Origin of the sequence: Streptomyces nitrosporeus (assembly GCF_008704555.1) — a bacterium.
Classification (GTDB): domain Bacteria; phylum Actinomycetota; class Actinomycetes; order Streptomycetales; family Streptomycetaceae; genus Streptomyces; species Streptomyces nitrosporeus.
Map to the genome: position 1 here is coordinate 5009192 of NZ_CP023702.1, position 15719 is coordinate 5024910.

Annotated in this window: 18 protein-coding genes; 8 read left to right on the plus strand and 10 right to left on the minus strand. The window is 70.9% G+C overall.

What is annotated here, in order from left to right:
* Positions 1-6: 6 nt before the first annotated feature.
* Positions 7-1623: a carboxyl transferase domain-containing protein gene (locus CP967_RS22200; RefSeq protein WP_150489652.1), complete on the minus strand. Its 1617-nt coding sequence runs from the start codon at positions 1621-1623 to the stop codon at positions 7-9.
* Positions 1624-1756: 133 nt separating this feature from the next.
* On the opposite strand from CP967_RS22200, the gene CP967_RS22205 reads away from it, so the two are divergent.
* Positions 1757-2404, plus strand: a complete 648-nt coding sequence (locus CP967_RS22205; protein ID WP_150489653.1) for an SACE_7040 family transcriptional regulator — start codon at positions 1757-1759, stop codon at positions 2402-2404.
* A 109-nt stretch (positions 2405-2513) separates the two neighbouring features.
* Positions 2514-3356 (plus strand): phosphatase, encoded by an 843-nt coding sequence (locus CP967_RS22210; RefSeq protein WP_150489654.1) that lies wholly within the window; start codon positions 2514-2516, stop codon positions 3354-3356.
* Between the two features lie 46 nt (positions 3357-3402).
* Here the strand turns inward: CP967_RS22210 and CP967_RS22215 are convergent, their stop codons facing one another.
* The 4 genes from CP967_RS22215 to CP967_RS22230 form a co-directional block, all read right to left on the minus strand.
* A complete protein-coding gene (locus tag CP967_RS22215; RefSeq protein ID WP_150489655.1) occupies positions 3403-4623 on the minus strand; it encodes a cytochrome P450 family protein in 1221 nt (406 codons plus the stop codon).
* Between the two features lie 148 nt (positions 4624-4771).
* Positions 4772-5914: a cation diffusion facilitator family transporter gene (locus CP967_RS22220; protein WP_229888355.1), complete on the minus strand. Its 1143-nt coding sequence runs from the start codon at positions 5912-5914 to the stop codon at positions 4772-4774.
* A gap of 28 nt (positions 5915-5942) precedes the next feature.
* Positions 5943-6818, minus strand: coding sequence for an acyl-CoA thioesterase (locus CP967_RS22225; protein ID WP_150489656.1), 876 nt, complete (start codon positions 6816-6818; stop codon positions 5943-5945).
* 18 nt (positions 6819-6836) lie between these two features.
* A complete protein-coding gene (locus CP967_RS22230) occupies positions 6837-7994 on the minus strand; it encodes an acyl-CoA dehydrogenase family protein (protein ID WP_150489657.1) in 1158 nt (385 codons plus the stop codon).
* A 390-nt stretch (positions 7995-8384) separates the two neighbouring features.
* On the opposite strand from CP967_RS22230, the gene CP967_RS22235 reads away from it, so the two are divergent.
* The 3 genes from CP967_RS22235 (at position 8385) to CP967_RS22245 (ending at position 10919) form a co-directional block, all read left to right on the plus strand.
* Positions 8385-10010, plus strand: a complete 1626-nt coding sequence (locus CP967_RS22235; protein WP_167535417.1) for a substrate-binding domain-containing protein — start codon at positions 8385-8387, stop codon at positions 10008-10010.
* A gap of 12 nt (positions 10011-10022) precedes the next feature.
* Complete coding sequence (locus CP967_RS22240) at positions 10023-10415, plus strand: helix-turn-helix domain-containing protein (protein WP_190175070.1); 393 nt, start codon at positions 10023-10025, stop codon at positions 10413-10415.
* Positions 10416-10508: 93 nt separating this feature from the next.
* A complete protein-coding gene (locus CP967_RS22245) occupies positions 10509-10919 on the plus strand; it encodes a VOC family protein (RefSeq protein WP_150489659.1) in 411 nt (136 codons plus the stop codon).
* 99 nt (positions 10920-11018) lie between these two features.
* Here the strand turns inward: CP967_RS22245 and CP967_RS22250 are convergent, their stop codons facing one another.
* A complete protein-coding gene (locus CP967_RS22250; RefSeq protein WP_150489660.1) occupies positions 11019-11390 on the minus strand; it encodes a peptidase inhibitor family I36 protein in 372 nt (123 codons plus the stop codon).
* Between the two features lie 298 nt (positions 11391-11688).
* On the opposite strand from CP967_RS22250, the gene CP967_RS22255 reads away from it, so the two are divergent.
* Both CP967_RS22255 and CP967_RS22260 read left to right on the plus strand, forming a co-directional pair.
* Positions 11689-12009, plus strand: a complete 321-nt coding sequence (locus tag CP967_RS22255) for a DUF5713 family protein (protein ID WP_425281759.1) — start codon at positions 11689-11691, stop codon at positions 12007-12009.
* A gap of 8 nt (positions 12010-12017) precedes the next feature.
* Positions 12018-12593, plus strand: a complete 576-nt coding sequence (locus tag CP967_RS22260; protein WP_150489662.1) for a hypothetical protein — start codon at positions 12018-12020, stop codon at positions 12591-12593.
* Here CP967_RS22260 and CP967_RS22265 read toward each other — a convergent pair.
* Together CP967_RS22265 and CP967_RS22270 are read right to left on the minus strand one after the other, a co-directional pair.
* Complete coding sequence (locus CP967_RS22265; protein WP_150489663.1) at positions 12552-12773, minus strand: DUF397 domain-containing protein; 222 nt, start codon at positions 12771-12773, stop codon at positions 12552-12554. The genes CP967_RS22260 and CP967_RS22265 overlap by 42 nt on opposite strands.
* Positions 12766-13560, minus strand: a complete 795-nt coding sequence (locus tag CP967_RS22270) for a helix-turn-helix domain-containing protein (RefSeq protein ID WP_150489664.1) — start codon at positions 13558-13560, stop codon at positions 12766-12768. The genes CP967_RS22265 and CP967_RS22270 overlap by 8 nt, the downstream gene beginning before the upstream one ends.
* A 134-nt stretch (positions 13561-13694) precedes the next feature.
* Here CP967_RS22270 and CP967_RS22275 point away from each other — a divergent pair, with 134 nt between their 5' ends.
* Positions 13695-14003, plus strand: coding sequence for a hypothetical protein (locus CP967_RS22275; RefSeq protein ID WP_150489665.1), 309 nt, complete (start codon positions 13695-13697; stop codon positions 14001-14003).
* A 67-nt stretch (positions 14004-14070) separates the two neighbouring features.
* Here the strand turns inward: CP967_RS22275 and CP967_RS22280 are convergent, their stop codons facing one another.
* Positions 14071-14481, minus strand: coding sequence for a RidA family protein (locus CP967_RS22280; RefSeq protein ID WP_150489666.1), 411 nt, complete (start codon positions 14479-14481; stop codon positions 14071-14073).
* Positions 14482-14848: 367 nt separating this feature from the next.
* The gene (locus CP967_RS22290; RefSeq protein ID WP_150491987.1) at positions 14849-15613 is read right to left on the minus strand and encodes a GNAT family N-acetyltransferase; all 765 of its coding nucleotides are present in this window, start codon (positions 15611-15613) and stop codon (positions 14849-14851) included.
* Between the last annotated feature and the right edge of the window lie 106 nt (positions 15614-15719).

A 15719-nucleotide genomic window follows, 5' to 3' on the forward strand; every position in this document is an offset into this window, starting at 1 on the left:
CTCACCTCACATCCGGAAGACGCCGAACTGGGGGTCTCCCAGCGGGGCGTTGGCACAGGCCGTCAGGGCGAGGCCCAGCACCTGGCGGGTCTCCGCCGGGTCGATCACGCCGTCGTCCCAGAGCCGCGCGGTGGCGTAGTAGGCGCTGCCCTGCTCTTCGTACTGGGCGCGGACGGGGGCCTTGAAGGCTTCCTCCTCCTCGGCGGGCCACTCCCCGCCACGCCCCTCGATCTGGTCCCGCTTGACCGTGGCCAGGACGGAGGCGGCCTGCTCACCGCCCATGACGGAGATCTTGGCGTTGGGCCACATCCACAGGAAGCGCGGCGAATAGGCGCGCCCGCACATGGAGTAGTTGCCCGCGCCGTAGGAGCCGCCGACCACGACCGTGAGCTTCGGGACCCTGGTGCAGGCCACGGCCGTCACCATCTTGGCGCCGTGCTTGGCGATGCCCCCGGCCTCGTAGTCGCGGCCGACCATGAAGCCGGAGATGTTCTGGAGGAACACCAGCGGAATGCCGCGCTGGTCGCACAGCTCGATGAAGTGCGCACCCTTCTGCGCCGATTCGGAGAACAGGATGCCGTTGTTGGCGACGATGCCGACCGGGTGGCCGTGGATCCGGGCGAAGCCGGTGACCAGGGTCTGGCCGTATTCCGCCTTGAACTCCTGGAAGCGCGAACCGTCGGTCACCCGGGCGATGACCTCTCGGACGTCGTAGGGCGTGCGCGAGTCGACCGGCACCGCGCCGTAGAGGCCGGCGGGGTCGGCCTTCGGCTCCTCCACGGCCTCCACGGACCAGGGGAGGGGGCCGCGGGCGGGGAGCGTCGCCACGATGTTCCGGACGATCCGCAGCGCGTGGGCGTCGTCCTCGGCGAGGTGGTCGGTGACCCCCGACGTCCGCGAGTGCACCTCGCCGCCGCCCAGCTCCTCGGCGGTGACGACCTCCCCCGTGGCCGCCTTCACCAGCGGCGGACCGCCGAGGAAGATCGTCCCCTGGCCGCGGACGATGACCGCCTCGTCGCTCATCGCGGGCACGTAGGCGCCACCGGCCGTGCACGACCCCATGACGGCGGCGATCTGCGGGATGCCGGCGCCGGACATCCGGGCCTGGTTGTAGAAGATCCGCCCGAAGTGCTCGCGGTCGGGGAACACCTCGTCCTGCATCGGCAGGAACGCGCCGCCCGAGTCGACCAGATACAGGCAGGGGAGGCGGTTCTCCAGGGCCACCTCCTGGGCCCGGAGGTGCTTCTTCACCGTCATCGGGTAGTAGGTGCCGCCCTTGACCGTGGCGTCGTTGGCGACGACCACGCACTCACGGCCGCTGACCCGCCCGATGCCCGCGATCACCCCGGCCGCCGGAGCGGCTCCGCCGTACAGTCCCTCGGCGGCCAGCGGGGCCAGCTCCAGGAAGGGCGAGCCCGCGTCGAGCAGGGCGTCCACCCGCTCCCGGGGCAGCAGCTTGCCGCGTGCCACATGCCGGGCCCGGGCCTTCTCACCCCCGCCGAGCCGTGCCGTGGCGAGCCGCGTCCGCAGCTCCTCGGCGAGCGCCCGATGCGCCGCCTCGTTGGCCTGCCAGGCCTCCGAGGCGGGATCGGCCGCGCTCGCCAGGACCGGTGCCTGCTGCATCGTGTCGAGCCCCCTTGCCCGTACCGCGGTAGTCGTTGAGCGTGCGCGCAGTGTTCCTGAGCGAGGTTAATGAGCGTTAACCCGCTTCTCTCAGGTTAACGAGCGCTAACGCCACTGTCTAGAATGAATCCTCATGAGCACCCACGCCTCCGACCGCTCCGCCGCCCGCGCCATCTCCCGCGTCGCGGCGCCGACCCGCCGGGAGCAGATCCTGAAGGAGGCCGCCCGCCTCTTCGCGGAGCGCGGCTTCCACGGGGTCGGGGTCGACGAGATAGGAGCCGCCGTCGGTATCAGCGGCCCCGGCCTGTACCGGCACTTCCCCGGCAAGGACGCGATGCTCGCCGAGCTGCTCGTCGGCATCAGTGAGCGCCTCCTCGACGGCGGCAGGCTGCGGGTCAGCGAGGACGCCGCCTCGCCCGGCGGCTCTCCCGAGGCGCTCCTGGACGCGCTCATCGCGGGCCACATCGACTTCGCCCTCGACGACCGTCCCCTGATCACCCTCCACGACCGCGAGCTGGACCGGCTGCGCGACACCGACCGCAAACGGGTACGGCGGCTCCAGCGCCAGTACGTCGAGGTCTGGGTCGACGCGGTCCGGGCCCTGTACCCCTCCCTCGCGGAGGACGAGGCGAGGGTCACCGTGCACGCGGTGTTCGGCCTGCTGAACTCCACGCCCCACCTGGCGCGCCCCGAGGCGCTCCCCGGCCGGGAGGCCACCGCGGCCCTGCTGCACCGCCTGGCCCGGGGCGCCTTCGAGGCGGCCGGCGGCCCGACGGGCTGACACCGGACGCCCGCCGCGCCCGGCCTCCGCCGCCCGGCCGCACCGGGACGTGACCATCCGTCCTGCGGAGACCAGGCGCACGGCGTGTCTCCGACGGCACAATGGGTGCATGCCGATACCCAGCCGCGCCGCCCTCGTCGAGCACCTCGTCCGCACGCGCATCGCGGGTGACGTCGCCACGCCCCGCGACAACAATCTCGATCACTACCGCAGGCTCGCCAACGGCGACCGCCACTACTGGCTGGGACTCGAACTCGGCGACCGGTGGCGGGACGAGCAGGACGTCCTGGCCGTGATGGCCGAGAGATGCGGTGTCAACGACGATCCGGAGCACCGGCGGGGCCAGGACACCATCGACCCCGAACTCACGGTCGACGCCCTGGAGCGGATGGCCGCCCGGCTGCGGAAGGCGGCCCTGGGCAGGGAGCGGGTGCTGTTCGCCACCGGCCACCCGGGCGGGCTGCTGGACGTGCACCGCAGGACGGCCGAGGCGCTCGGACGGGCCGGCTGCGAGATCGTGACCATCCCCGGGGGCCTGGTGGCCGACGAGTGCATGGTCTTCCAGTTCGCCGACGTGGCCGTCCTGGAGCGCGGGGCGAGTCTGTGGCACACCCACTCCCCGGCGCCGATGGCGGCGATCCTGGACGGCCTGGAGCGCGAGGGCAGGCCGCTGCCCGACCTGGTGGTGGCCGACCACGGCTGGGCCGGGTGCGCCGGGCAGCGCGGCCTGGACTCCGTCGGTTACGCCGACTGCAACGACCCGGCGCTGTTCATCGGGGAGGCCGAGGGCACCCTCCAGGTCACCGTGCCGCTGGACGACCACGTCACCGACCCGCGGTTCTACGACCCGATGACGGACTACCTGCTGGACGCGGCCGGACTGCTGCCGCCCGGGGACGCGGCGGACCCGGAGGGCGCGGCGGACCCGGACGGCGGGGTGGACCGGGTGTAACGCCGCGCCGGTTCCCGCATGCGGGCGACCGGTTCCGGCGGCTCGGTCACGGCCGCAGCCGCACCGGGAGCGTCCGGTGCCCGTTGCTGATCAGCGAGGGCAGCGGCCGCAGTTCCGCCGGGGCGACGGCCGCCCGCATGCCGGGGAACCGCTCGAACAGGACGCGCAGCGCGGTCTCGCCCTCCAGCCGGGCCAGTGCCGCGCCGAGGCAGAAGTGGATGCCGTGGCCGAAGGCCAGATGGTCCTTGGTGACGCGGGTGACGTCGAACTCGTCCGGGTTCCCGTGCCAGCCGGGGTGGCGGTTGGCGGCGGCGTACGAGGCGAGGATGCCCTCTCCCTTCAGGATCACCCGCCCGTCGGGCAGGGGGATGTCGCGGACGGCGAAACGCATCGGGAGGTGTTTGACGGGCGGTTCGTGGCGCAGCGTCTCCTCCACCACGTCGGACCAGGTGGCCCGTCCCGCCCTGACGTGGGCGAGCTGCCCGGGACGGGTCAGCAGGGTGGTCACGGCCTGGTCGATCAGGTTGACGGTGGTCTCGTAACCGGCGTTGATCATCAGCATCAGGGTGTCCCGCAGTTCCCTCTCGCCCAGGGCCGCCCCGCCGTCCTCGTCGCGCGTCTCGATCAGGGCGGACGCCAGGTCGTCACCGGGCTCCGCGCGTTTCACGGCGATGAGGGCGTCCAGCAGGCCGTACAGCGCCTGGGTGTTCGCGGCGGCCTCGCCGGGTGAGAGCGTGGTGTCGAAGACGCCGTCGACCAGCGCGCGGAACTCCTCCCAGCGGGGTTCGGGTACGCCCACGAGACGGCCGATGACGGCGATGGGCAGGGGGACGGCGAACCGTTCGCGCAGATCCGTGTCCGTCCCGGCCGGTGTGCTCTCCAGTGCGTCGGCGAGCCGGACCGTGATGTCCTCGACGACCGGCCGCAGCGCGGCCATCCGCCGGGCGCTGAACGCGGGGGCGATGATGCGCCGGAGCCGGCGGTGGTCGCCGCCGTACGCGGTGAACATGTTGGTGGCGGCGATCCAGAGGGCCAGGGGCCACGTCCGCACCGCCTCGTCGAACCCGGGCCAGTGCCTGCGCCCGTCCTTGGAGACGTCGGGGCTGGTGAGCAGCTCCTTGAGCAGCACCGGGTCCGACACCGACCAGGCGGGCACACCGAGGATGTCGATCCGGGTCGCGGGCCCCCGGGCGAGCAGCAGGCGGTTCTCCGCGGCCGCGTCGGTCGCGGCGGGGTCGAGCACGAGCGGGTCGGACGGCCGGGTCATGGGCGGTCTCCTGGGTGCGTCGTGGCGTACCGGGTGCCCGGGTCCTACCCCTGGCCGCCGGGGCCGACTCCACCCCGCGCCCATGTCCCGCACAGCGACCTGGCACCGCTCGTACGATCACATGGAGCCGCTTGGGGAGACGCCCCGTTCAGTCCGCTCCCGTCTCCGCCGACCGCCGCCTCTGCACCCGGCCCGGGGTCGGGTCCAGATAGACCCGCCGGATCGTGGGATACCGCTCCCGCAGCTGCGCCTCCGCCTCCTCGCAGGCCCACTCCACCTGCTCGGCGCTGGCCAGGTCCCGGAAGTCGATCTTCGCGGCGACGAGCATCTCGCGCGGTCCCTGGATGAGGGTGGTCAGCTCCAGCACGTCCACGATGTGCGGGACGGAGAGCAGCTCCTCGCGGACCCCCGCCCGTACCTCCGCGGGCAGCGGGCGGCCGATCAGCAGCTGGGCGTTGGACCGGCCCAGCACCCAGGCCACGTACGCCAGCAGCAGGCCGATCAGGACGGAGGCGACGCCGTCCCACGCCCCGGAACCGGTCAGCTGGCCGCCGAGCAGCCCTCCGGCGGCCAGCAGCAGCCCGATCAGCGCCGCCGAGTCCTCCATGACCACGGCCTTGACGGCGGTGTCCGGGGTGCGCCGCAGATAGCGCGGGGCCGGCATGCCGAGCAGTCGTGCCGTGCCGCGCACCTGCCGCAGGCCGGTGCGCAGCGAGAAGCCCTCCAGCAGGAAGGCCACGGCCAGGACCAGGTAGGAGACGAGCGGATCGCCGAGTTCCTCCCCGGCGACCAGGGTGTGGATGCCGTCGTAGAGGGAGAAGACCGAGCCGCCGACGAAGGTGGCGACGGAGGCGAGCATCGCCCAGATGTAGCGCTCCGCGCCGTGGCCGAGGGGGTGTTCCTCGTCGGCGGGCCGGGCGCCGCGCCGGAGCGCGGTGAGCAGCATGACCTCGGTGACGGTGTCGGCCACCGAGTGCGCCGCCTCCGACAGCATCGCGCTGGAACCGCTGATCAGCCCCGCGACCAGCTTCGCCAGGGCGATCCCGAGGTTGGCCGCCGCCGCGACGACCACCGTGAACGCGGACTCCCCGCCGGGGCTCCCCCCGGACGGCGCGCCGGAGCCGTCCGGGGCCGGTGCGCCGGGTCCGGGCCGGGTCTGCCCACCGGGCCCGGGCGGGGGCGGGGCGTCAGGTTCGTCGTGGCGCGGGGCGTCAGGTCCGTCGGGGAGCGGGGCGCCGGGCTGTCCGCCGGGCCGTGCGGGCTCCCCACCATGGTTCCGCTCGTCACTCATGGTGGGGAGTATGTCCGATGTGTCGCTTTCAGTCCCTCGGGACGCGGACCAGGCCCTCCTGGATGACCGTGATGGCGAGCTGTCCGTCCGCCGTGTAGATCCTGGCCTGGCCGAGACCGCGGCCGCCGGACGCCGAGGGCGACTCCTGGTCGTACAGCAGCCACTCGTCCGCCCGGAAGGGGCGGTGGAACCACATCGCGTGGTCCAGGCTGGCGCCCACCACGTCACCGACCGACCAGCCGCCGCGGCCGTGGGCCAGCAGCGCCGAGTCGAGCAGCGTCATGTCCGAGACGTACGTCGCCATGCACACGTGCAGCAGCGGGTCGTCGGCCAGCTTGCCGTGCGTACGGAACCACACCTGGGAGCGCGGTTCGCGCGGCTCGCCCGCGGTGGCGAACGGCGGGGCGTCCACATAGCGCAGGTCCACCGCCGCACGCGCCTCCAACAGCCGGTCCACCATGTCCGGACCGGCGAAGCGGTCCCCGTACCGGGCGAGCATCTCGGCGGACGTCGGCAGGGTCTCGGGGTCCACGGAGGCCGGCATGGGGGCCTGGTGGTCCATCCCCTCCTCGCGGACCTGGAAGGAGGCCGAGAGGTGGAAGACCGGTTTGCCGTGCTGGACGGCGACGACCCGGCGGGTGGTGAACGACCGGCCGTCGCGGATCCGGTCCACGCTGTAGACGATCGGCGCCCCCGGGTCCCCGGGCCGCAGGAAGTACGCGTGCAGCGAGTGCGCCGGGCGGTCCTCGGGCACGGTGCGGCCCGCGGCGACCAGGGCCTGGGCCGCGACCTGGCCGCCGAAGACGCGGGGCACCACCGCGCTGCGGCTCAGACCCCGGAAGATGTCCTGCTCGATCTGCTCCAGGTCGAGCAGATCGAGCAGGGATTCAAGTGCTGCGCTCATGGAGAGAAGGTATTCCCTCTACAGGCCCATGGACTTGGCGATGATCGACTTCATGACCTCGCTGGTGCCGCCGTAGATGCGGTTGACGCGGTTGTCCGCGTAGAGGCGGGCGATCGGGTACTCGTTCATGTAGCCGTAGCCGCCGTGCAGCTGGAGGCAGCGGTCGATCACGCGGTGCGCGACCTCGGTGCAGAACAGCTTCGCGGAGGCGGCCTCGGCGGGGGTGAGCTCGCCGGCGTCCAGGGCCTCGATCGCACGGTCGCAGACGGCCTCGGCCGCGTCGACCTCGGCCTTGCAGGCGGCCAGCTCGAACTTGGTGTTCTGGAACGAGGCGACGGTCTTGCCGAAGACCGTGCGGTCCTGCGTGTACTGCTGGGCGAACCGCACGGCGGCGGCGGCCTGCGCGTACGCGCCGACGGCGATGCCGAGACGTTCCTGCGGGAGGTTCTGGCCGAGGTAGGAGAAGCCCTTGTTCTCCTCGCCGAGCAGGTCGCCGACGGGCACCTTGACGTCCACGAAGGCCAGTTCGGCGGTGTCGGAGACCTTCAGGCCCATCTTGTCCAGCTTGCGGCCGACCGAGTAGCCCTCGGACTTGGTGTCGACGACGAAGAGCGAGATGCCGTGGCGGCGGTCGTCGGCCTTGGGGGCGTCGGTGCGGGCGCAGACGATGACCCGGTCGGCGTGCACACCGCCGGTGATGAAGGTCTTGGCGCCGTTGAGGACGTAGTGCGTGCCGTCCTCGGAGAGCTTGGCGGTCGTCTTCATGCCCGCCAGGTCCGAACCGGTGCCCGGCTCGGTCATGGCTATCGCGTACATCGTCTTCCCGGTGACGAAGTCCGGCAGCCAGCGCTTCTTCTGCTCCTCGGTGGCGTACGCCTTGAGGTAGGGCAGGCAGAGCAGGACGTGTACGCCGGAACCGCCGAAGGACACACCCGCGCGGGCGGTCTCCTCGTAGATGACGGCCTCGTACTTGAAGGACTCCTCGCCGGCGCCGCCGTACTCCTCCGGCACCTCGATGCCGAAGATGCCCAGCTCGGCGAGCTTGTAGTAGAAGTCGCGGGGCGCCTGGCCCGCCGCGAACCACTCGTCGTAGACGGGGACGACCTCGGCCTCGATGAAGGCGCGCAGGGTCTCCCGGAACGCCTCGTGGTCCTCGTTGTAAACCGTACGGCGCACGGGGTGCCTCCTGTGTCAGCTTCAGCTACAGCTTCGGTCGGAATGGGCTAAGCGCTTGCTCAGGCCACCTCAGAAGTTACCCGGCGGTCATCGCGGCTGTCCAGGGTGATGCCGAGCACTCCCGCGCCCGGGACCCGCACGTGCCCCCTCCCCGGGGGAGGGCGCGGACGCGTGCCACGGAAAGCTCCGGTCCGTACGCGTACGGAAGCGGCCGGGGCGGCCTCCCGGACCACTCTGCGGCCGACGCCGCGTTCGTGCCGTGTTCACGCGCCCCACAGCCGGCCCTCATGTCCCCGAAGCCTGCCTGCCCGAACATCTGTTGCCCTCGGGACCGGCCGCCCCCTCGGGCGCCGGCCGGTCCGAACCGGCGCTCATCCAGGGGGACATGAGATGTTCGAGACGATCGCCGATTTCTTCGGCGGGCTGAGCGACGGGCAGATGTGGGCGGCCACCCTGACGGCCGTCGTCTCCTCCGGGTTCGCGGCGTCCTGGCTGAACCGCTACCAGGGATGGCGGCGCATCAGCTGGAGCGAGGTCTACAACGGTCCGATCAACAAGCACATCAACAGCCGTCCCCCGCACGGCATGTGGCAGATCCACTGGGAAGGCCGGCAGATCAGCGAGGGCAGCCTGATCATCCTGGAGGTGCGCAACTCCGGGGTGCAGACCCTCGAACCGGAACACTTCGCGACGCCTCTCGTCTTCACCTTCACCGGCAAGAAGGTCGTCCACTTCAAGGTCCGGGACGCCAACGAGCCCCTGGAGGCGGCCCTGCGCCCGGCCCAGCGCCCGAGGCTCGTGTCCGACGCCCCCGGAGGCGGCCACGGCCCGCAGGCCGCCGGGAGAGGCCCCTCCGACACGATCGTCCTGCCCCTGTTCACCCTCAACCGGCGCGAGTACTTCCGGCTCCTGGTGCTGCTGGAGGACGACGGAACGGGGAACTCGCCGAAACCCCTCAAGATCACTTCGGGCGGGACGCTGAAGGGCGGCCGCATCAAGCGGACGGCGGGGCGGGCCAGACGCCGCTGGGCGACCGCCGTCGCCGTGGCACTCGTCGCCGCGACGAGCCTGGGCGCGGGCATGTACGCCAACGCCAGGAGCCTCAGGCTGGACGCCACCTGCTCCCAGGGCACGCTCACCCTCGCCGGCTCCACCGCCTTCTCACCCGTCGCCCACCAGGTCAAGGAGAGGTACGAGGAGCGGTGCCCCGACGCCACCGTGGTGCTGGAGGCGACCAACAGCGGCGAAGGGGTGGACCGGCTGCGCCGGTACCCGACCGGAGCGCGGATCGCGATGGTGGACACCGTGCCCGGCCAGGAACCGGAAGAGGGCCTCGACGCCCACCACGCCGGTGTCATCGTCTACGCGGTGGTCGCCCACCGGGCCCTGGAGGACGACCTGGGCGAAGAGGTCTGGGACGAGGGCCTGAGCCACGACCGGCTCCGGCGGGTGTTCACCGGGGGCGGCCTCGGCCAGGACGGCGGGCGCCCCGCCCATCCGTCCGTGGCGGTGGTCCGCGCCGACGGATCGGGCACCCGCAACGCCTTCGAGAAGAGGGTGCTGGGCGCGAAGAGCCCCAGGAGGACCGCACCCTGCGGGACCGGCTCGACGGGGGTCTGCTCCGTGACCTCCACGATGGAACTGCTCCGCTACGTCAACCGGACGCCGGGCGCCATCGGGTACGCGGAGGCCGACGCGCTGCCGTTCTTCCCCAACGTGCGGAGCGTGCCGATCGACAGCAACACCCCCACCGGGGAGAACGTCCTCAACGGCGACTACGACTTCTGGGCCAGGGAAGTCCTCTACACCCGGCAGGGGGCGACCGGGCTCGCGGGGAACTTCCTGGACTTCCTCAGCAGCCGGGGCATGTCGAAGGTCCTCGAAGGCCGGGGGTTTCTGACCTGCCGGGAGCTGGAGGACGCCAGGAACACGGAGGCGAGGTGCGGCGCGGCCCGGCAGGGCCGCCTGCCGGGCCGCGCCACCGCACAGGGGGCCCGGCTCCGGGCACGCCCATGATGGGATGGGGCTGTGAGCCGCGCCGCAGAAGAGACCAACCGCCGAATGCTCCGGGCGCGGGACGCGATGGACCGTGACTACGCGCAGCCGCTGGACATCCCCGCGCTGGCCCGTATCGCACATGTCTCACCGGCACATTTCATCCGGACCTTCCGGAGCACGTTCGGGGAGACCCCTCACCGTTACCTGCAACGACGCCGGGTGGAACGGGCGATGTTCCTGCTGCGCGAGACGAGCCGCAGTATCACGGACATCGGCTTCGAGGTCGGCTACACCAGCCCCGGCACCTTCAGCCGCACGTTCCGCGACATCACCGGCCGGCCGCCTCGGACCTACCGCAAGGAAGCCGTGGCCGTCGGTGTGCCGACGTGCTTCACGATGGCCTGGACCCGGCCGGGCGGCTGACCGTGCCGCGGGGACGCGCGGGGGAGGGGCCGCCCCGGAGACCGAGCACTTCTGGATAAGTTTTCGCCGCGGCCGCTCGGTAGCGTGAACGCCATGTTCAACGCCATCACGCAGTCGCAGATATACGTCCTCGACCAGGACCAGGCCCACGAGTTCTACGTCGGAAAGCTGGGGCTGGAGGTCGTCGCGGACATCGACATGGGGTTCATGCGCTGGCTGACCGTCAGCGTCCCCGGCCACCCCGAACGGCAGATCCTTCTGGAGAAGCCCGGTGCGCCGGCGATGTCCGAGGAGACAGCCGAGCAGGTGCGCGAGCTGGTGACCAAGGGGGCCATGGGCGGCTGGCTCATCTTCACCACGGACGACTGCCGTAAGACCTACGAAACCCTGCTGGACAAGGGGGTGGAGTTCACCGAGGAGCCCACCGAGCGTCCGTACGGCACGGACTGCGGTCTGCGCGACCCCTTCGGCAACCGGATCCGTTTCACCCAGCCGAAGGCCTGAAAAGCGTTCCGGGAGCCCCGCCCGGGGCATGCCCGAAGCACGGCTCCGGCGTGGGACACCCCCGCCGGAGCCGTGCCGCACGCTCTGTCGCTCCGGCCCCTACTGGGGCTGGAAGGAGCGGATCTGGTAGTTGCCCTGGAGGTTGCCGCCGTTGCCGTTCGGCGTCGAACCGACCCGGGAGTTGTAGTTGGTGCCGGTGTAGTACTGCACACGGTGACCGGCGGAGTTCCACACGGACCGGACGTTCTGGCCGCGCTGGATGAAGGAGCAGTCGTCGGCGGTGTTCGCCTTCCGGTCCTGGGACCACTGACAGCGGGTACCGCCGCCGTTCCAGTCGCTGTAGATGCAGAAGTAACCGGCGGAGCAGCTGTACGCGGGGGCGGGCGCGGACTCTGCGGCGGTCGCGGGGCCGGAGCCCAGTCCGAAGGTCAGGGCGAGGGCGGTGGCGGCCAGTGCGGTGAGGCGGTTCAAGGCGGGACCCTTCCTCTGGCGGGCGGACCCGGGCGCGGTCGGAGGACCCGGGCCCGCCCTGTTCTGCGGTGATCGGCATCAGAGTGGCACCCCGCCCGGCCGCCCCGACAGCGCCCGAACGGGGGGCGCCCGGGGTTCGTGTGATGAGAGAAGTCGCGCCCCCGCGCACCGGGGCACCCGGGTGTCCGAGCGCCGGGACCGGGTGTCAGTGGCGTGGTGCAGGATCGGACCGGACAGACGGAGCACCGGTCGGAGCAGTCGGAACAGGGGGTGGGTCGTGACCGTCACGAACCCGCGTATGAGGGAACACGCGTTTCTGCACGGGCTGTACGAGGACGCGTACTTCCCGGACCACGTCGTGGACAAGGGCCGGGACATCCTGGTCCGGCTCTGCGAACGCATCGAGGCGGACCGCCCCGCCGACCTGGCCGCCCTGTACGCGCTCACGCACGCGGCGACCGAGGAGTTCAACGACCTGGAAGCCGAGTTCGAGGCGGCCGGGAGCGAGATCGAGACCACCGCGCGCGAAGAGATAGGCGAGGACTTCTGGTCCGTCGCGGTCGCGTACGGCTTCGAGGACGCCGATCACGAAGAGCTGATAGCCCCCCGGGACTGGTGACGGCGCGCATGGTGGACGAGGGCGACCTGTGGCGAAGACTGGCGGGACTCCTCCCGCCGGCGGACACCGAATCGGTCCTGGAGTGCCGGGAGATCGGCGAGCAGGAGGCGGGGATCCATCTGCTCGTCTCCCGGCTGTTCGACCAGTGCGTGCCCATCGGCGAGACAGCACGCGCCGAACTCGCGATGCTGGCCGAGGTCTGGGGCGTACGGGAGGAACTCGCCCCGGACCTGACGCGCATCGCGAGCGGCCCGGAGGGCGAGCCGTCGCCGCTGGAGCTGATCGAGACGGCGGACATGGAGCCGTTGCGGGGCGCCTCCGTGGGGGGCGGGAAGGCGCTGGACGGCCTCCTGGTCGTCCCATGGATCGCCTGCCCGAGCCGGATCCGCGTACTCGCCCGCGCCCATCGGCTCGAATGGTGGGGCGGCCTTTCCTGGCTCACCGCGTACTACGTGCTGTTCACACCCGGCGACCCCGCCCACACCCGGGTGTTCGAGACGGACGCGGCCTGGGAGGCGCTGGGGGAGCTGCGGTACGGGCCGTCAGGGGGTGAGGAGGCCGTCCTTGAGGGCGATGACGAATGACGTCCAGCTCGCGGCGGGGATGAGGAGCGCGGGGCCGTGGGGGGCCTTGGAGTCGCGTACGGGGACGGCGGTGGGGTGGTGGTCGATGACCTCTACGCAGCTGCCGGACTCACTGTTACTGAAGGACGACTTGCGCCAGCCGTTGAGTGAAGAGGCGCTGGGAATGATGCGCTCAGTCATGCTCTTCGAAGCCCTTCGCTGTCGCCTTGAGCAGTGCCAGCGATTCCTTCAGTGGCAATGCGTCGCTCAGGGCGAGATTGTAGCGGCCTTGCAGTGCCTCAACCACGGACGGGGCGTCATGCAACTTGCCCATGTGCAGGCCCTCGCTGTATGCGACCGGCGGTTGATCTTCGAACCACATGAGAGTCAGCATGTTCTCAAGCAATGGGTGATATCCGAGTGAGAACGGAATGATGTGTGCTCGGATGCGTGTGCTCTCTACCAGTTCCACGATGTGATTGAGCTGTTCGGCCATGAGTTGCGGATTCCCGATCGGACGTCGCAGGACAGCCTCGTCCAGAAGGGCCCAGACCACTGGTGCCGTCGGATTGCGGAGGATCTGGGATCGGTCGAGTCGTGCGACGACAGCCTTGTCACGCTCGATTTGGTCCAGTGGAGGGAACCCCATGCCCAGCACGGCACGTGCGTACTTCTCGGTCTGGAGAATCCCCGGCACGAAGGAGAGGGCGAACTCGCGGATCACTGTTGCTTGCTGTTCGAGCTGCCTGGCTGCCTCGAAGTAGTCGGCGACTGCCGCGTTCTGCTCGGGCAGGAAGCTGCTCAACACGTTCCCCGTGTTCAGGGCCATGTCCAGCCGCCGGGCATCTTCCTGGGAGGGGATTCGGCGGCCCGCCTCGATGTGCGAGATGTGCGAGCGCGTCATGATCGCCATGTCGGCCAGCTGCTGCTGCGTCAGTCCCGCCGCTTCGCGCTGTGCCCGTAGCCAGTCCCCATAGGTGTTACTCAACGTCAGCTCCCGTGCGACGAATCGCCTGTCACCAGCAAACCTCTGGCGAGCCTAGCTCTCCCGGTCTCACTCTGTGTACAGATCGCTACAGAGCGACAGATTCGATCGCACCCTCACACAACGGAGCTGATGACGTGCAAGACCAGACACCAGGAATCCCACGGCTGCTCCCCTGGGCAGGCCCGGACGGCAAACCCGCCTTCGTGCTCGGGGACGGGACCGGTCCCGTGTCCCGTATGGCGGACAACATCGAGAGCGTGCAGTTGGGGATGGCCGCCGATCTGCTGGGCCACGCGGAGGACATGCTGGACGACCTGGACGTCACCCCGGTCCAACTCCGTTTCGTGACCGCCCGCATGGCGGAGGCGCTGCGCGATGTGCACCGGATCGCGGAGATCCGGGGCGATCGCCTGGCCGCGCTGCTGGGTGGTCCAAAGGGCTGAGCGGACCGGGGGCCGAGCGGGAAGGGCGGCCCGGGGTTGTGCGGGCCGCCGGGGGCCGGTGTGGCGGTCAGGCGTCGAGTACGGCCGCCACGGCCTCGATCTCCACGAGCTGGTCGTAGTACCCGAGGACGGTGACTCCCATCAGGGTGCTCGGCACGTCATGGTCACCGAAGCCGGCCCGGACCACGTCCCAGGCGGTCACCAGGTCCTCCTGGCGGGTGGTGGCGACGAGGACCCGGGTGCTGATGACGTCCTCCAGACCGGCGCCCGCGTCGGCGAGCGCGGTCCGCATGTTCTCCAGGGCCTTGGCCGCCTGGCCGGCGTAGTCGCCGACGGCCGCCGTCGTGCCGTCCTCGTTCAGCGGGCACGCCCCGGCGAGGAAGATCAGCCGGGCGTCGGCGGGGGCGGTGGCGGCGTAGGCGTAATCGGCCACGTCGGACAGGGTGGAGGAACGGATGAGCGTGACGGCGCGGGGCATGGCGGGTCGGGCCTCTTTCCTGGGGCGGTTTTCCATGTTCGCAGGGCCGGGGAACGCGGGCAGGGGATTTTTTCCGCCCGGCCCCGCCCGGTCCCACCGGGGCGGGTATCGAGACGGATCTTGAGCTGCGAACCGCGAGAAGCCCGGTTCCCTCGGCGGACGGCCGGGTTCAACGCCGAGGACCACAAGGCCCGGCATGCCGTCGAGTGCGGCATCAACCGCCTCGACAAGGAATCGGGTTGTGGCCACGGGACACGACGAGCTCGCGGGCCGCCACGAGGCCACTGTCCTCGTAGCGGCCGTCAGCGAATGGCGGTGACCAGCTCAATCAGGGGCGACGGACGGACGTCCGTGGAGTGGTGGAGGTTCAGGCGTTGATGGCGTGTTCGATGAACTGGCCGCAGGCGCGGAACCCCAGGCGGCGGTACACGGGTTCGCCGTCGGCAGACGCCTGCAGGACCGCGGTGTGGTGGTCTCGCTCGCGGGCAGCGTGAAGGGCCGCGAGCGTGATGGCTCCGCCGTAGCCGCGTCGGCGGTGGGCGGCCAGGGTGGAGATGTTGTAGATGCCGGCGACTCCCGCGTGGTGGAACACCTCGGCAGAGCAGACCGGACGGTTCTCCACGTAGCCGACCAGGTACCGGGCCGGACAGGTGGCGGCCAGCGCCTGGGAAGCGGCCCGGGCGAAGAAGTCACGGACGGTTTCAGCGGGTGGATTCCAGTTCGCGGCGAGGACCGTGGCGTAGTCGGCGAGCTGCTCGGGCGTGGTCACCGTTCGGATGTCCAGACCCGGGACAGAGGGAATCGGCAGGGTGGCGTCCAGCTCGGCCCACATCGCCGTCTCACGCTCGGACACAGGCAGGCCGGCCGTGGCCAGGCGGGTGGTGAGGTCTGCCGGTGTCGAGGCAGGCCCCACCCACCAGGAGAAACCGCGGCCGGTGCCGGCCAGCGACCTGACGGTCCCGGAGATGCGGGCCGCGGCATCGTCGGCGGTGAAGCGGGCCGCGGCGACGATGTTGAACGTGTCGTCGTCCAGGCCGCTGTCCGCGACCAGGAGGTCACCGCTCTCCGCGACAGTCGCACCGGACATGTCCCTGTGCAGATGGCAGGCGTGTTCCGCCAGGTTCCGCTCCATCCTGTCCGTCAAGTCGGCTTCATTGGGAAAGTAATCATTCATAGGGGTTGATCCCAGCACGACCGAGTGAAGACCGCATGCCATTTCAGGCGGTGCCACGCCGACG

Coding starts and splice junctions, on each gene's coding strand:
- CP967_RS22200 (WP_150489652.1), bottom strand. CDS start 1,623: ATGCAGCAGGCACCGGTCCTGGCGAGCGCGGCCGATCCCGCCTCGGAG.
- CP967_RS22205 (WP_150489653.1), top strand. CDS start 1,757: ATGAGCACCCACGCCTCCGACCGCTCCGCCGCCCGCGCCATCTCCCGC.
- CP967_RS22210 (WP_150489654.1), top strand. CDS start 2,514: ATGCCGATACCCAGCCGCGCCGCCCTCGTCGAGCACCTCGTCCGCACG.
- CP967_RS22215 (WP_150489655.1), bottom strand. CDS start 4,623: ATGACCCGGCCGTCCGACCCGCTCGTGCTCGACCCCGCCGCGACCGAC.
- CP967_RS22220 (WP_229888355.1), bottom strand. CDS start 5,914: ATGAGTGACGAGCGGAACCATGGTGGGGAGCCCGCACGGCCCGGCGGA.
- CP967_RS22225 (WP_150489656.1), bottom strand. CDS start 6,818: ATGAGCGCAGCACTTGAATCCCTGCTCGATCTGCTCGACCTGGAGCAG.
- CP967_RS22235 (WP_167535417.1), top strand. CDS start 8,385: ATGTTCGAGACGATCGCCGATTTCTTCGGCGGGCTGAGCGACGGGCAG.
- CP967_RS22245 (WP_150489659.1), top strand. CDS start 10,509: ATGTTCAACGCCATCACGCAGTCGCAGATATACGTCCTCGACCAGGAC.
- CP967_RS22255 (WP_425281759.1), top strand. CDS start 11,689: ATGAGGGAACACGCGTTTCTGCACGGGCTGTACGAGGACGCGTACTTC.
- CP967_RS22260 (WP_150489662.1), top strand. CDS start 12,018: ATGGTGGACGAGGGCGACCTGTGGCGAAGACTGGCGGGACTCCTCCCG.
- CP967_RS22265 (WP_150489663.1), bottom strand. CDS start 12,773: ATGACTGAGCGCATCATTCCCAGCGCCTCTTCACTCAACGGCTGGCGC.
- CP967_RS22280 (WP_150489666.1), bottom strand. CDS start 14,481: ATGCCCCGCGCCGTCACGCTCATCCGTTCCTCCACCCTGTCCGACGTG.
- CP967_RS22290 (WP_150491987.1), bottom strand. CDS start 15,613: ATGGAGCGGAACCTGGCGGAACACGCCTGCCATCTGCACAGGGACATG.